We start from the raw sequence: 14,392 nt of genomic DNA, 5'->3' as shown, positions 1-14,392 counted from the left end.
TAAACCCATTGGACAGGCGCCGGCTCATGGCCGGGGCCGTCAAGTGACCAGCGTGATAGTCGATGCAATCAGCATCAGGGCGGCGATGCCGACGAACAGCGCATAGATGCGCGGCCGGTCGAGCAGAAGCGCATTTCCCGATATCCAGGCCGAGGTCGCCCCGCCAAGCGCGAAGAGGAATCCGTTGCGATGGCCGAAGGTCATCGACGCGGCCATCAGCCCGCCAATGATCAGGGCGCCGAATACGATGATCACGGCGACCGCGTATTTTTCGAAGTCGTTGCCGCCGCCCATGGCCGGGCCGATTGCATTCAGATTCGGCAGGTCGTCCGGATCGAAAGACCCGTATTCGTCTTCACCGATGGATTCTCGCATCACTCGTTCTCCGCTGACCGGCAACAAACCATCAACACTTGCCGAGTGCAACCCGATCGCACGTTCCTCTCCATGTTGACCGCCGTCTTCAACACGTTCCGGCGGCACTTGTCATCGATTTTTCGGCCATCTGGCTCGAACGCGACACGAGTCCGTGCCCCGGGGCACGCCGCCATCCCATTCCATATGGACCATGTTCGCGGAAAAAAGATGATGCCGCCGATCAATTCAGCATGCTGAGGGTTCTGCACGACTGCGGCGGCGAGTCGCAGTGCCCGCCACTGCGCCATCATTCTCGTGAAGGGGAGGCGCTCAATCGACGATAAGGGACGCCATCGAAGCTTGCCGTCACAAAATCGGTGACGGACATCTTGCGCTTTCGTCCGTCGCTGCAGGTGTAAACCGGCCAACCGGCATCGCTGCATTCGCTGGCAGCGCAGATACGCGCCAGGCAGTTGCCGATAGTCAACCGGAAGCCGCCCTTGCCGGCGAAGCCTTGCAACAAGCTGCCGTCCGCCGAGCGCCATGTCCGCGCACGGAATTCCGCCCGTAAAAGCAATGGTTCGAGAGAAACCGCAAGATTGGTTTCGCCCGCACGTCCCGCGAACTGCAGACGGAAGCGTGCCATTGCGGTCGTGTATGCGGTCACGAGATCCGATTCGCTAAGATAGGAGGTCGGCAGGTTGGAGCGGTCGAGCAGATGAGACACACGCTTGCTCGCCTCTACCGGCGTCAGCAAGGCAACAAGGGTAAGAATGGCGAAGAAAGCTCGCGACATTTTCAGCAGCCATATCGATCTCGGCCTGCCGGTCTGGCCCCGGTTGCCCCTTCGTAACATCCCGCCAATCGTCGCCCTGCGCAAGCCGCTTGCCCACGCGGTCCATAAGGCGGCCGAGTGTGCAACTCGCAAGGCCACCGATGGCGAGGTACAGTCGGCGTTGCGGCAAGGAGGAGACCTGCCACCAGCCAGGATTCCTCAGCTGGCGCGCGCCGGCGGCAGTTCGAACAGATTGGCGCCGTTCTCCTGGCCGCGCTCGACATAGCCGATGACGCTGAACCATCTGGCGACGTCAGGCCCCTGCAACCAACTGCGTGAGTGGATGGGGAGGTTGCCGGCGAGCGCCTGGATGTGGCGGATGTGCCGCTTGCAGAAACGCACGGTCGAGGCGCGGAAGAAATCCTCCTGCGCGGCAAACAGCGTATCGGCGGCGTTGCTGTTCTCATGCCAGGCGATGATCGCTACGGCCTTGTCACCCTCGACAAGCGCGTGCGCGCGGCCTTCCTTCAAATTCATCATCAGATTGTCGTAGGCGATCTTGCTGTCCTTACCGGCCGCCGCGTATTCGTCCGACATCCGCTTGGACAAACCATGGAAGACATCCTCGAGATCCCCGAGCGTCGCTGCACGTGCTCTCATTTCACCTCCTGCAGCCCCTCCGGGAAGTTTGCCCTAAGGATGGGGGATCACCAAGCAAATCAATTCCGCTGACGGGTCGAGTAGAGCAAAGTCATTCCAGGCCGACACCACCTAAACTGCCGAACGCATTCTGGCGCTCGACGCGCTCTTCGCCACAATCCGCGTAAAGCGGCGAAGCCGAGCAGGTACAACACGCTGCCTACCCAGAACGACACGACGGTCGCGGCGCTGGAGAGACCAACCGAAGCCAGCTTTCCGTCTCCCCACGCGCTTCTTGGGGTGGCGGCAGCCGTACGGGCGGCAAAGATCCAGGCGTGCTTCCCAGCCGATTTCGAAAGTGCCGTACTGCACGCGATCAATGGCGGCGGCGTCCGAGTGCGCAGAAGGTTCACTGCTTTGCCCATTCGATCAGGAAACAGTGAGTGATGCCGCGTCAGGACGTTCTTGCTCGCTGCATGAATTCAAAGAAACGAGGGTCCGAAGCCCACGCAATGTTCACGCGAATACCAGCTTTGCCTGGCCGGCGTTCCGGCGAAAACACCGTGCCTGGCGCGATGAAAATCCCTTCGCGAGCCCCTTCCCGGGCAAGAGCGATGTCGTCGACGTGGTCCGGCAGCTCCAAATAGACGTAGTACCCGCCGGTGGGCTCGGCAAAGAGCCGCAGGCCGATCTTCTGAAGACGGGGGACGACCGTTTCGGTCGCCTGGCGCACACGTTGCCCGAGGCGCTTCAGGTGCCGCCGGTAATGGCCCTCGTTGATCAACCCATGGATCAACCGCTCGATATGGCCAGAGCTGTTGACGGTCGTCAGCATTTTCAGCTCGGCCAGCGAGGCGATGAGGTCGGGTCGTGCCGCGATATAGCCGCAGCGCAGGCTGGCCGACAGCGTCTTGGCGAAGGTGCGCACGCAGATGACGTTCTGCAATTGGTCGAGCGGTGCCAGGCCCACGCCGCGCACGGTTGGCAGATCGATGAACGGGTCGTCCTCGACCACCAGCATGTCGTATCGCGCGGCGATCGTCAGGATCGAATGGGCCGTCGGGAGGTTGGTCGAACTGCCGGTTGGATTGTGGGCGAGCGATTGGGTGAAAAACAGCTTCGGGCGCTCGCGCTCGGTCTTGCCGGAGAGGTCCTCTATATCCGGCCCGTTCGCGGTTCGCCTGACGCCAACCATGCGGACCTGCGCCAGCTTCAGCTTGGCGAACAGCGGGTAGTAGCCGGGATCGTCGACCAGCACCGTGTCGCCGGACACCAGAAAGCGGCGTATGATGAGGTCGAGGGCATGGTTGGCGCCGAACGTCAGCAGGATCTGATCCGGCGTAGCCTGCACCTCGCGTTCCATCAGATCGAAGGCCAGCCGCTCGCGCAGCGCCGGCAGCCCCATCGCCGAACCGTAGCCGTCACTGCTGGATCGGTGGTTTCTGCCCAGCAGCCCGAGGTGACGCCGCACCTCGGACTCCTCCATCCATGAGGCCGGGGGGCGGCCGTCGCCGACGCGGATTGAAAAGCTCTCCTCCAGCTGTGCATTGAGCAGGGAGGCGATGTCCACCGCCTCGGCCACATGAAGCGGGCGCTCGCTTGGCTTCTGCCGGCGTCGTTCGGCGACGGTGAAGCCCGCGCCCGGTCGTGACAGTGCAATTCCGGCCGAAACCAGGCGGTCGTAGGCATCGACAATCGTGTTTTTGGAAACGTCGAACTGCTCGGCGGCCTTGCGTATCGACGGAAGCTTGGCGCCGGCGATGAGTGAACCCGTCTCGATGCGCTTTCTGATTTCGTTGGCCACGGCCTCGGCGCGCGTCATCTTCTGTTCCTTGCGGCGGCGTGCCCGGAAATGAACTGGTACAGTTGGCCGCTGTTTCTTAAAACTGTACCTTGCCTGATGGTATCAGTTGGACGATAGCTGGCTCAACAAGAAAACAGCATTCGCAGGGAGGCGATGGTGATGGGGGCAGTCTTGGACGGCGTCGAGCCGCGGCTGAATTCCCGCATCGAGAAGTTTCGCGATCTGTCACCGGCAGATCGCCTGGCGAAGGCTGGCGAGGCCGCGGGCCTTTCTCAGGCGGACCGTGACGCCTTGCGCGGGCAAGGCGCGCTTCCGCTCAACATTGCCGACGGCATGATCGAGAACGTGATCGGCACATTCGAGATCCCGCTCGGCGTCGCCACCAATTTCACCATCAACGGACGCGATTATCTCATCCCGATGGCGGTGGAGGAGCCTTCCGTTGTCGCCGCCGCATCCTATATGGCGCGCATCGCTCGCGGCTGTGGCGGGTTCGAGACGTCTAGTACGGCGCCGATCATGCGGGCGCAGGTTCAGATACTCGACATATCCGATCCGCATGGGGCGCGGGCCCGGCTTCTGTCGAGCCGCGACGAGATCGTGGCCGCGGCCAATGAAAAGGACCGGGTTCTGAACCGGCTCGGCGGCGGATGCCGCGATATCGAGGTGCAGGTGTTCGAAGACACCGCCGTCGGGCCGATGGTGGTGCTGCATCTTCTCGTCGACGTGCGTGACGCGATGGGCGCCAACACCGTCAACACCATGGCCGAAGCGGTCGCGCCGATGATCGAGCGGTTGTCCGGCGGTGTCGTTCGGCTGCGCATTCTTTCCAACCTTGCCGACCTGCGGCTGGCGCGAGCGCGGGTGCGCCTGACGCCGGAGGCATTGGCAACGCAGGAGTTCACCGGCGAGCGCATGGTCGCCGGCATTGTCGAGGCCTGCTCGCTGGCGGTCGTCGATCCGTATCGCGCCGCAACGCACAACAAGGGCATCATGAACGGTATCGATCCGGTCGTTGTCGCGACCGGGAACGACTGGCGCGCGATAGAGGCCGGCGCGCATGCCTGGGCGGCGCGCACTGGGCGCTACACGTCGCTCAGCCGTTGGGAAGCCGATGCGGCCGGCGCCCTTGTCGGCACGCTGGAAATGCCGATGGCGCTCGGCCTTGTCGGCGGCGCCACCAAGACGCATCCGGCCGCGCGCGCCGCGCTGAAACTGCTTGGCGTGAAGACCGCGCAGGAGCTTGCCGAGGTCACGGTGGCTGTTGGTTTGGCGCAGAACATGGCAGCGCTGCGGGCCCTGGCCACCGAAGGCATCCAGCGAGGGCATATGGCCCTGCACGCCCGCAACATCGCGATCGTGGCGGGGGCGGTTGGCGATGACATCGAGACAGTGGCCAAGGAACTTGCCGCCAATCACGATGTCCGTGTCGATCGCGCCAGGGAAATTCTATTGAGACTCGGCAAGGAGAAGGGCTGAGCGTGAGCGACGCAACCGCAAACGGCTATCCGGCAAGGGCTCAAAGCCTGCTGAAGACCCAGGAAGGCATCGTGCTGGTGCTGGCGGTGCTGGCCTTTGCGCTCTTTTCCTTGCTGCTGCCGTCCTTCTTCAGCGCCGGCAACATCCTCGCTCTGGTACGAAGCGTGTCGATCCTCGGCATCCTGGCGCTGGGCATGGCGCTGGTGGTCATCGCCAGGGGCATCGACGTCTCGATGATAGCGACGATGGTGGTTTCCGTTTCATGGGCATTCGTGATCGCGCGCTCGGGCTATTCGCTGGAGTTCGCATTGCTGATCGGAGCCCTGTTCGCGATCGGCGCCGGGCTGCTGATTGGGGCATTGATCGCTTTCGGCGACGTTGCGCCCATCTTTGCAACACTTGCCGCCGGTTCGGTGATCTATGGCCTCGGCAGGACCTTCTTCTTCACGCTGGAAATGCAGAACGTGCCGCCGGGAGCCGAATGGTTTTCACTTATCGGCCAAGGTCGCATTCTCGGCATTCCGGTGACCGTGGTGGCGTTTGCCCTGCTTTGCCTGGTTCTGCACCTGGTGCTCAGCCGCACACGGTTCGGCTGGCAGATCTATGCCATGGGCAACAACCCGGCGGCTGCCAAGATCATCGGCATTCCCTATCGGCCGATGGTCGTTGCGCAATATGCGATCAGCGGACTGATCGCCTACGGTGCCGGACTGATCCTTGCCTCGTCTGCTTCGGCGATCAATGCCCGGCTTTTCAACTCGACGATGATCTACGACATCCTGCTGGTCGTGGTGCTCGGTGGCATTGGCCTGAATGGTGGCCACGGCAAGGTCCGAAACGTCATTCTGGGCACCATCTTCGTGGGCGTCCTGCTCAACGGCATGACGATCATGAACATCGACTACACGATCCAGAACCTGGTCAAGGGCGTCGTGCTGCTTCTGGCGATCGTCATCGATTCACTCGTCAATCCACGTGACGAGCAGACATCCCAGCAAGGGGATCTCTGAGAACCAACCAAAACGCCAAATGCAATGGGAGGAAACCAATGCGACTTATGAAAACGACAAGATGGCTTGCCGCGGCCTGTATCGCCCTGGCGGGAGTGGTCACGGCCAGCGCGCAGGACAAGGGCCTGGAAAATCCACGCTCGACGACGTTCCACAAGACGCTTGAAGGCAAGAAGGTCGTCTTTCTGCCGCTGTCGATGGGCTTCGACCTCACCGAAGGCTGGGCAGCCGTTATGCGCCAGCAGGCCAAGCGGCTCAAATACAGCTTCGAGATCCGTGATCCCGCCTGGAGCACCGACGCCGGCACCAAGGCGCTGCAGTCGCTGATAAGCGAGAAACCCGATCTGATCGTCGCGCACAATCCCGACATCCAGTCCTACGCCCGCCTGCTGGCGCAGGCGCAGGCCGCCGGTATCAAGGTGGTGCAGATCAACCTCGAATCGAACACCCAGACCGACTCCTATGTCGGCGCCGACTGGACCGAGATCGGCGAGCAGGCGGCGCAGGCCGTGGTCGACAAGTGCAGCGCCGGCAAGGGCGCCTCGACCAAGGTGGCAATCGACACCGGGGTGCCGACGGCGGCGTCGGACGTCTTTCAGCTCGACGGCATCTATCGCGTGCTGAACCAGCATCCCGATATTCAGGTCGTCTCGCAGCAGGCCACCGAATACAATCCGGAAAAGGCGCGTTCGATCATGGACACCGTGCTGCAGCAGCATCCGGACCTCTGTGGCGCCATCGGCATCTGGGACAACCAGGATACCGGCACGGCGTCCGCCATCCAGCAGGCCGGCAAGAGTGCCCAGGTCTTCCTCGTCACCAGCGGTGGCGGCAACAAGGTCGGCTGCGAGAATGTCGAGAAGGGCCTGTTCAACCTCTACATCAGCTACAACGTGCCGCTGCAGGGCGAAATCCTGAATGCGGAGATCGCGCGCTTGCTGCTTTCCGACGGTGCCGCGGGCGAGACCAAGACGCTCTACTTCAATCCGCTTACTCAGATCACCAAGGCAAACGTCAACCAGCGCAATTGCTGGACCCTGGACGACCTGAAGTAACGGATAACAGGACCGATGGCCGCCAGTGACGTGCTGCTGCGACTGCGCTACCGGTTCGTGCCGGACCGCCTGTTCGGCGAACTTCTGACCAAGAGCTGGATTGACAACGTCATTCCGGCCCTTGCGTTGGTGGTTACGGTTCTGGCCATGATCTGGACCATTCCCGGCTTCGTGTCGGTCGGGACGTTCTCGGATCTTGCCCGCCAGGTGTCGGAGTTCGGCCTCGTCGCGCTGGCCCTGACGATCGTCATCCTTTCGGGCGGCATCGACCTCTCGGTCGGCTCCGTGTTCGCCCTTTGCGTGCTGGCCGCGCTGGTGTCGATGAACGTGCTTGGCCTGCCGATCGGCGTGGCGCTCATTGCCACGCTGGCGACAGGAATTGTCTGTGGATTGCTGAACGGCGTTCTTATCGGCTACCTCAGGCTGCGCGCCTTCATCACCACGCTGGTGACGCTGGTCATCTACCGCGCGCTCTATGACATCATCTTTCCGCGCCTTGCCAGCGCCATCGTCGGCTCGATGCCGGTGTCCCCGACATGGGACCTGATCGGCTTCGGTTCGTTCTACGGCGTGCCGGTCTCGTTCGTCATCTTCGCCATCATTGCCATCGGCGCGCATGTCGTCCTGTCACGGCTCAGGCCGGGCTGGCGTCTGCGCGCGGTCGGCGGCGCGCGGCGGTCGGCATACAATGCCGGCGTCAACGTCAAGCTGACCGTCTGCCTGGCCTATGTCGCCTCGGGCGTGCTGACCGCAATTGCCGCCTTCCTTTTTTCAGCCCGGCTTGGCAGCACCGGCGCCGACACCGGAATAGGATTGGAGATTTCGGTGCTGACCGCCGTCGTGCTTGGCGGCGTTTCGCTGGGTGGTGGCCGGGGTTCGGTAGGCAATGCGGTGATCGGCTCCATTCTGGTGCTGATCCTGACGAACGGGCTCATCCGGCTGTCGATGCCGGGCTCGGTCAACCAACTGATCCTCGGCCTGGTTCTGATCGCCGCCGTGCTGTTCGACGCCAAATGGGTGAAGAACCGCGGCAAGCTCTTGAACAAGGTCTATGTTTCGCCGACGTATCTGCGCCTTCCCGAGCAAGCGGCCACGGTGGGAAGCAGCGTGCTGGCCGTCAACGACAAGCTTGGCGCCACGAAACTGATCGGGCTCGGCGACGTCGAAGGGCCTGAAGATGTTGTGCTCGACCGCGACGACAATCTCTACACGGGAACGCGACACGGCACGATCATGCGCTTCCTGGCGCCGGATTATGGGCGCTGCGAGGTCTTCGCCCGCATTGGCGGGCATCCGCTGGGTCTCGCTTTCGCGCCGAACGGCGATCTTTTGACCTGTGTCGGCGGCATGGGGCTCTATCGCGTTGCGCCCGACGGAAAGGTCTCGAAAGTCACCGACGAAACCAACCGCAGCCTGCTGTCGGTGATCGACGATTCGCGGCTGCGGCTTCCTGACGATCTCGACATCGCGCCGGACGGACGCATCTTCTTCAGCGAGGCGACGATCCGCTACGAGATGTCGGAATGGGCGGTCGATGCTCTCGAGGGCAGAGGCAATGGGCGCCTGATATGCCATGATCCGAAGACGGGCTCCACGCGCACCATCCTGCGCGGCCTGATTTTTCCCAACGGGGTCACCATCTGCCGCGACGGCCAGTCGCTGCTTTTCGCCGAGACCTGGGCCTGCCGCATCAACCGCTACTGGTTCGACGGGCCGAACAAGGGCAAACGCGAGATCTTCGTCGACAATCTTCCCGGCTATCCCGACAACCTCAACCGCGGCTCGGACGGCACTTATTGGATCGCGCTCCTCGGCATGCGCACCAAGACCTTCGACCTGGCCATGCGCAAGCCTGCCTTCCGCCGCCGTATGGCCAGGCGTATCGCCGCCGATGAATGGATGTTTCCCAACATCAATCGCGGCTGCGTGTTACGCGTGTCGGCGACCGGCGAGATCATCGATGCACTCTGGGACAAGGCTGGCGAGAACCATCCCTCGATCACCTCGACCTGCGAGCACAAGGGCTGGCTCTATCTGGGCGGAGTGTCCAACAACCGCATCGGCCGCGTCCGCGTCGAGGGCGCCGACCCGCAATGGACGGCGCATGACGATTATTGGGGGAAGCGCTGATGGTGGGCCTGGGCACATTGGTGCGCCGGCTGTTTTCAGCCGATGATGCCGGCATCAGCGTGCCGGCGATGGACGGCGTCTTCAAGCCGGACAACCGGCTGGAAGAGGCGGAGCGGCTGCTGGCCCTTCCCGGGATTGACAATCTCGTCGTATCGCCGACAGGGCTGCTTTGCAGCAGCGACAAGACGCTTCTCAGGATTGACCTCGACGGCGCGCGCGTTTCGCCTGCCGCCGTGGCGGAGTTTCCCGCACCGGTGACCTTTGTCGCATCGGCGCCCGGTGGCCGGCTGGCCGTCGGCATCGAAGGCGATGGCTTGCATGTCGGCCAGGCAGGCACCTGGAAGCGGATCGAGCTCGCGCCCGACATGACGTCGTGCCTCACCGCCGGCGTCTTTGCGCCTGATGGGGCGCTGTTCGTCTGCGTCGGCTCGCGCAAGCATTCGACGCGCCATTGGAAACGCGATCTGATGGAACACGGCGCAAGCGGCGGCGTGTTCGCGGTCGACCCCACCGAGGGCTCAGGCCGCGCGCTTGCCCAGGGCCTGGCCTTCCCCAACGGCGCGGCATTCCTCGGCGACGGCCGCCTGGCGATCAGCGAAAGCTGGCGCCATCGTGTTATCGTCATCGACCTGAAATCCGCAGCGCGTCCCATGGCGATGCTGGAGGATTTGCCGGCTTACCCCTGTCGGCTTTCATCCGCCGCCGGCGGTGGCCTGTGGATAGCGCTGTTCGCACCGCGCCGGCAATTGTTCGAACTGGTGCTGCGCGAGGACGACTACCGCCGCGAAATGATGGCGACGATCGATCTTGACGAATGGATCGGGCCGGAACTCGCCGGGTCGGCGAAACCCGACCAGCCACTGAGCCAGGGTTCCATCCGGCAGATGGGCGTGCTCAAGCCCTGGGCGCCGTCGCGGTCTTATGGCCTGGTCGCCCGCTGCGACGACAAGGGCCTGCTGCGCGAGAGTTGGCACAGCCGCGCCGATGGCTCCATGCACGGCATTACTTCCATTTGCGAATATGGCGGCCGCGTCTATGCCACGTCGCGCGGATCGGGCACGCTGCTGCGCTTGGCAGTGCCGGCAAATGACGGTGGATCCGTGCATGGCTGACATCGTCGAATTTCGCAAGGCGACCAAGGAGTTCCGCGGCAACGCGGCGGTGCGCGCCGTCGATTTCACACTCCGCCGCGGCGAAGTCCATGCACTGCTCGGCGAGAACGGCGCCGGCAAATCGACGCTGACAAAAGTGCTCGCCGGCCTCTATCCTTTGACCTCTGGCGAAATGCTGATCGACGGCAAGCCGGTGAGCTTCTCGTCTCCGGGCGAGGCCATGAAACATGGCATCGCCATGGTGTTCCAGGAAACCAACCTCGTCCAGTCCATGAACGTCGCCCAGAATATCTTTCTCGGCGAGGAGCGTTTTTTCAACCGGCTGCGCGGCGTCAACATCCGCGCGCAACAACATTTGCAGCGGCTGAACTTCCATGTCGAACCGACAGCGCTGGTGTCGACGCTCGGCGCGGCCAAGAAACAGATGGTCGAGATTGCCCGCGCCGTCCATCACAAGGCCCGCATCTTCATCTTCGACGAGCCGACGGCAACGCTCACCCCGGAGGAGAAGCAGCACTTCTTCGCGCTGGTCGAACGGCTGAAGGGCGAGGGCGCCTCCGTCATCTTCATTTCGCATGCGCTGGAGGAGGCGCTGTCGATCGCCGACCGCATCAGCGTGTTGCGCGACGGTGCGCTGATCGCCACCGACGATGCCCGCAATCTCACCCGTGAGAAGATCGTCCAGGCCATGGTTGGCCGGCAATTGACCGATGCACTCTACGGCGATGCCGCCGCAAGGCGTGTCGCCCGCCGTCCCGGCGACAAGGTCCTTGCCCTGGAAAACGTCTCGATGGGCAAGGCGGTGCGCAGCGCGACACTATCGGTGTTCGCGGGCCAGGTCACCGGCCTGTTCGGGCTGGTGGGTGCCGGTCGTACCGAAATGATGAAGATCGCCGCCGGCGTGCTGAAGCGCGACTTTTTCCATGGCGGGCGCATCCAGCTGCGCGGCGAGACAGTGCGCTTTCGCGTCCCGCGGCAGGCCGTGCGGCGCGGCGTCGCCTACATCACCGAGGACCGCAAGCTTGACGGTCTGTTCGACACGATGGGCGTCGTCCAGAACGTGTTCCTTGGCAAGCTGGCGAAGGGGTCCAATCCGGTCACCATGGTCGGCATGAGCGAGGCCAAGCGACAATCGGCCGAATGGATCGAGGCCATGAAGGTCCGTTCGATCGGCGGCAACGCCAAGGTGGTGGAGCTGTCGGGCGGCAATCAGCAGAAGGTCGTGATAGCCAAATCGCTGATCCAGGAGCCGTCACTGATCATTTTCGATGAGCCGACCCGCGGCGTCGACGTCGGAGCGATCGCCGAGATTCATCGGATGATCGAGAAACTCGCCGATGCCGGCGCGGCCGTCGTGGTCATCTCCTCCTACCTGCCCGAAATCCTCAACCTGTCGGACCGCATCCTGGTGGCGCGTCAGGGGCGCATCGTCGAGGAGATGACCATCGACGAAGCATCGGAAGAAAAGATCATGTATGCCGCCGTCCACTGAACCGTTGCGCGTGGAGCGCCAGGTTACGATCGTCGAAGTCGGTCCGCGCGATGGGTTGCAGAACGAAAAGCATTTGGTCTCGACCGGGCTGAAGCTGCGCCTGATTCGCATGCTGGCTGATTGCGGTTTCGCCCGCATCGAGGCGACGGCCTTCGTCTCGCCGAAATGGGTCCCGCAGATGGCCGACCATGACGCCGTCATGCGGGGCGCGGTGCGTCGTGCAGGCCTCGTGCTTTCCGCCCTGGTGCCCAATGAGCAAGGCGCCCAGGCGGCGATCACGGCGGGCGCGCAGGAGCTTGCGGTCTTCACCAGCGCCTCCGAGACGTTTTCGAGGCGAAACACCAATTGCACGATCGAGGAGGGACTGGCCCGTTTCGTGCCCGTGATCGCATTGGCGGCCGAACACGCCTTGCCGGTGCGGGGCTATGTTTCCTGTGCCGTCGACTGTCCCTATGAAGGTCCGATCGAGCCTGGCGCGGCCGCGAAAGTCGTCGCGCGGCTGCGCGATCTCGGCTGTGCGGAAATCGCCGTCGCCGATACGATCGGCATGGCAACCCCCGAACGCGTGCACGCCATGGTGCTGGCATGCCTCGCGGAGGCGGAGGCGACGCAACTCGCCGGCCATTTCCACGATACCGGCGGCATGGCGCTGGCCAATGTCGATGCGGCATGGAGCCTCGGGCTCAGGGTCTTCGATTCCGCGGCCGGCGGGCTCGGCGGCTGCCCCTACGCCCCCGGTGCGGCGGGCAATCTTCGTAGTGGTGCGCTGGTGGAGCATTTCGCATCGAGGGGGATCGCGACCGGAATAGACAGCGAGCTGCTGGCCAACGTGGAAAACATGCTTGCCGACCCCGTGTTTCTTGGCAAGCGGTGAGGGTTAAAAAGCCAAATATTCCATGGGTTTGCCATACCCCGAGGCGTAGAGGCTTCGGCGAAAGGTCCGATGGCTTAAGGAGTATTCTTCTCGCAGATACGCTGAGGCGTAACTGCGCCCAAGGTCGATCGTATCAAGACTTAGCATCTCCCGGACCCACTAACATCAGCTCGACATCAGCCGATTAAGCCAGACCTCATCCAGCAGCGAACGGGTAACGCCGCCGAACGCCCATTCCCTCAGCCGGCTGTGCCCGTAGGCGCCCGACACGATTAGGTCTGCTTTGACGGAGGCCAAGAAGTCTATGAGTCGATTTCCTTCCTCGTCTGACTTCAGGATTTCGGTCCCCGCCTTGATGCCGTGCCCGGCGAGGAAACTGGCGACATCCTTGACTCCGTCCCCGATCCAGTCACCCGGATTGCGATCAATCGCCACCACAGTGACTTCATTGGCCATGGCCATCAGTGGCACCGCATCTGCCACGGCGCGCCTTGCTTCCCGCGTGTCCTTCCAGGCGACGACCACCCGGCCGAGCGGCAAACTCGCCGCGCCACGGGCGGCGACCAGGACAGGTCTGCCGGCGCGCAGCACCAAACTGCCCGGATCAGCCATACGGTAAGCGTCGCCCGTGGATGCGCCAAGCGAAGCGCCAGTGACGACGAGGTCGGCGAGAAGAGAAGCTCTGGCGAGGGCGTGATCTGGATTCTCGACCGTGTCACGCCATTCCGCCCTGACCGTTCCGGCGACGAGCCTGTCGAACTTGGAATGCCTGTCATTAAGCCGTTGCCGGATCTCGGTCCTCGATTGATCCCAAAGTTCAGCAGCGATCGCCGCGCCCTCGGGCGCCATCGTGACCGGCAGCGGAGCGTCCGCGGCGCAGAAACCGATCAGCTTTGCATCGAAACGTTTGGCGAGATCGATGCCGACCCGCGCGAGCGGTTCGATCGAACCATCGATGCCCAAGTTCAACAGAATGGATTTGTAGCTCATCGGGGCGCTTCCGTTTGAGAGATTCGGTGCACCGAAGCTAGCCTTGCAGGAACGTTCTCACCTTGATGTCGATCAAAATGGTTGCAGCGGCTCAGGGGATACGGGATTGGAAATGAACCACTTCGCCGTCCACGACGAAGGCGCCATTTCCGATGTGATGGATCGTCTTCGGTTTCGGTTGACCCGGGTCGATCCATGCTTTCAGGACCTCGAGAACGAACAGATTATATTTGTTCACCAGGCGTATATCGATGACCCGGCATTCGAGGTTGGCGAAGCACTCGGCGATCAGGGGAGCCGAAACGCGCTCGGCGGGAAGGGGCGTCAGCCAGGCTGTCGCGAATTTGTCAGTGTCGCGTCCGGAGCAGTTTCCGACCTTGACGACTTTCTCCGCAAGGCCAATGGCAGGGATCGCGACTACGCATTCCTTCGTTTGACGCAAAGCGAAAAAGGAGAAGTCGTCGCTCGACACGACGCAAGCCATGGTCGGTGGCGCGATTCCCGCCATCATGTGCCAGGACATGGTCATGACGTTCGCGCGGCCCTGCTTTGACCTGGTTGTCAGGAGGACAACGGGACCGGGCTCTATCAGCCGATAGACTTCGGCAAGCGGCAGTTCCTTCATCGCGTCCTCATTTCCACTTTATGCAAGGCAGTTGCTCCGCCGATATCGTG

Annotated in this window: 13 protein-coding genes; 7 read left to right on the top strand and 6 right to left on the bottom strand. The window is 62.8% G+C overall.

Features of this window, described 5'->3' with window-relative positions:
• Nucleotides 1-39 precede the first annotated feature (39 nt).
• The 4 genes from EB231_RS35685 to EB231_RS33910 form a co-directional block, all read right to left on the bottom strand.
• Complete coding sequence (locus EB231_RS35685) at nt 40-375, bottom strand: hypothetical protein (RefSeq protein WP_445299339.1); 336 nt, start codon at nt 373-375, stop codon at nt 40-42.
• Nucleotides 376-664: 289 nt separating this feature from the next.
• A complete protein-coding gene (locus tag EB231_RS33920; RefSeq protein WP_172352589.1) occupies nt 665-1,153 on the bottom strand; it encodes a hypothetical protein in 489 nt (162 codons plus the stop codon).
• Between the two features lie 198 nt (nt 1,154-1,351).
• The gene (locus tag EB231_RS33915) at nt 1,352-1,792 is read right to left on the bottom strand and encodes a hypothetical protein (RefSeq protein WP_172352588.1); all 441 of its coding nucleotides are present in this window, start codon (nt 1,790-1,792) and stop codon (nt 1,352-1,354) included.
• 433 nt (nt 1,793-2,225) lie between these two features.
• On the bottom strand, nt 2,226-3,593 hold the full coding sequence (locus tag EB231_RS33910; protein ID WP_172352587.1) for an aminotransferase-like domain-containing protein: 1,368 nt from the start codon (nt 3,591-3,593) through the stop codon (nt 2,226-2,228).
• Between the two features lie 141 nt (nt 3,594-3,734).
• On the opposite strand from EB231_RS33910, the gene EB231_RS33905 reads away from it, so the two are divergent.
• The 7 genes from EB231_RS33905 to EB231_RS33875 are packed head-to-tail and all read left to right on the top strand — an operon-like array spanning nt 3,735 to nt 12,727.
• Nucleotides 3,735-5,054, top strand: a complete 1,320-nt coding sequence (locus EB231_RS33905; RefSeq protein ID WP_172352586.1) for a hydroxymethylglutaryl-CoA reductase, degradative — start codon at nt 3,735-3,737, stop codon at nt 5,052-5,054.
• A 2-nt stretch (nt 5,055-5,056) separates the two neighbouring features.
• A complete protein-coding gene (locus tag EB231_RS33900; RefSeq protein WP_172352585.1) occupies nt 5,057-6,064 on the top strand; it encodes an ABC transporter permease in 1,008 nt (335 codons plus the stop codon).
• Between the two features lie 47 nt (nt 6,065-6,111).
• Nucleotides 6,112-7,119, top strand: a complete 1,008-nt coding sequence (locus EB231_RS33895; RefSeq protein ID WP_172352584.1) for a sugar ABC transporter substrate-binding protein — start codon at nt 6,112-6,114, stop codon at nt 7,117-7,119.
• Between the two features lie 15 nt (nt 7,120-7,134).
• Nucleotides 7,135-9,249: an ABC transporter permease gene (locus EB231_RS33890; protein WP_172352583.1), complete on the top strand. Its 2,115-nt coding sequence runs from the start codon at nt 7,135-7,137 to the stop codon at nt 9,247-9,249.
• Nucleotides 9,249-10,361 (top strand): SMP-30/gluconolactonase/LRE family protein, encoded by a 1,113-nt coding sequence (locus EB231_RS33885; RefSeq protein WP_172352582.1) that lies wholly within the window; start codon nt 9,249-9,251, stop codon nt 10,359-10,361. Before EB231_RS33890 ends, EB231_RS33885 begins: the two co-directional genes overlap by 1 nt.
• Nucleotides 10,354-11,853 carry a sugar ABC transporter ATP-binding protein gene (locus EB231_RS33880; RefSeq protein WP_172352581.1) on the top strand — a complete coding sequence of 500 codons (1,500 nt, stop codon included), beginning with the start codon at nt 10,354-10,356 and terminating at the stop codon, nt 11,851-11,853. Before EB231_RS33885 ends, EB231_RS33880 begins: the two co-directional genes overlap by 8 nt.
• Entirely contained in the window at nt 11,837-12,727 is an 891-nt protein-coding gene (locus EB231_RS33875) for a hydroxymethylglutaryl-CoA lyase (protein WP_172352580.1), read from the top strand. Before EB231_RS33880 ends, EB231_RS33875 begins: the two co-directional genes overlap by 17 nt.
• 165 nt (nt 12,728-12,892) lie before the next feature.
• On the opposite strand, the gene EB231_RS33870 is transcribed toward EB231_RS33875, so the two are convergent.
• Together EB231_RS33870 and EB231_RS33865 are read right to left on the bottom strand one after the other, a co-directional pair.
• Nucleotides 12,893-13,717, bottom strand: a complete 825-nt coding sequence (locus EB231_RS33870) for a universal stress protein (RefSeq protein ID WP_172352579.1) — start codon at nt 13,715-13,717, stop codon at nt 12,893-12,895.
• 91 nt (nt 13,718-13,808) lie between these two features.
• Nucleotides 13,809-14,342 (bottom strand): flavin reductase family protein, encoded by a 534-nt coding sequence (locus tag EB231_RS33865; protein ID WP_172352578.1) that lies wholly within the window; start codon nt 14,340-14,342, stop codon nt 13,809-13,811.
• Nucleotides 14,343-14,392 lie beyond the last annotated feature (50 nt).

The organism is Mesorhizobium sp. NZP2298, from assembly GCF_013170825.1.
Lineage (GTDB): Bacteria > Pseudomonadota > Alphaproteobacteria > Rhizobiales > Rhizobiaceae > Mesorhizobium.
Note: the sequence above shows the minus strand (reverse complement) of the source record. Positions and strands in the feature narration are given on the sequence as shown.

What these genes read in the sequence shown, in the direction of transcription:
- EB231_RS33875 (WP_172352580.1), top strand. Translation starts at nt 11,837, where the DNA reads ATGCCGCCGTCCACTGAACCGTTGCGCGTGGAGCGCCAGGTTACGATC.
- EB231_RS35685 (WP_445299339.1), bottom strand. Translation starts at nt 375, where the DNA reads ATGCGAGAATCCATCGGTGAAGACGAATACGGGTCTTTCGATCCGGAC.
- EB231_RS33910 (WP_172352587.1), bottom strand. Translation starts at nt 3,593, where the DNA reads ATGACGCGCGCCGAGGCCGTGGCCAACGAAATCAGAAAGCGCATCGAG.
- EB231_RS33880 (WP_172352581.1), top strand. Translation starts at nt 10,354, where the DNA reads ATGGCTGACATCGTCGAATTTCGCAAGGCGACCAAGGAGTTCCGCGGC.
- EB231_RS33895 (WP_172352584.1), top strand. Translation starts at nt 6,112, where the DNA reads ATGAAAACGACAAGATGGCTTGCCGCGGCCTGTATCGCCCTGGCGGGA.
- EB231_RS33890 (WP_172352583.1), top strand. Translation starts at nt 7,135, where the DNA reads ATGGCCGCCAGTGACGTGCTGCTGCGACTGCGCTACCGGTTCGTGCCG.
- EB231_RS33915 (WP_172352588.1), bottom strand. Translation starts at nt 1,792, where the DNA reads ATGAGAGCACGTGCAGCGACGCTCGGGGATCTCGAGGATGTCTTCCAT.
- EB231_RS33920 (WP_172352589.1), bottom strand. Translation starts at nt 1,153, where the DNA reads ATGTCGCGAGCTTTCTTCGCCATTCTTACCCTTGTTGCCTTGCTGACG.
- EB231_RS33885 (WP_172352582.1), top strand. Translation starts at nt 9,249, where the DNA reads ATGGTGGGCCTGGGCACATTGGTGCGCCGGCTGTTTTCAGCCGATGAT.
- EB231_RS33905 (WP_172352586.1), top strand. Translation starts at nt 3,735, where the DNA reads ATGGGGGCAGTCTTGGACGGCGTCGAGCCGCGGCTGAATTCCCGCATC.
- EB231_RS33870 (WP_172352579.1), bottom strand. Translation starts at nt 13,717, where the DNA reads ATGAGCTACAAATCCATTCTGTTGAACTTGGGCATCGATGGTTCGATC.
- EB231_RS33865 (WP_172352578.1), bottom strand. Translation starts at nt 14,342, where the DNA reads ATGAAGGAACTGCCGCTTGCCGAAGTCTATCGGCTGATAGAGCCCGGT.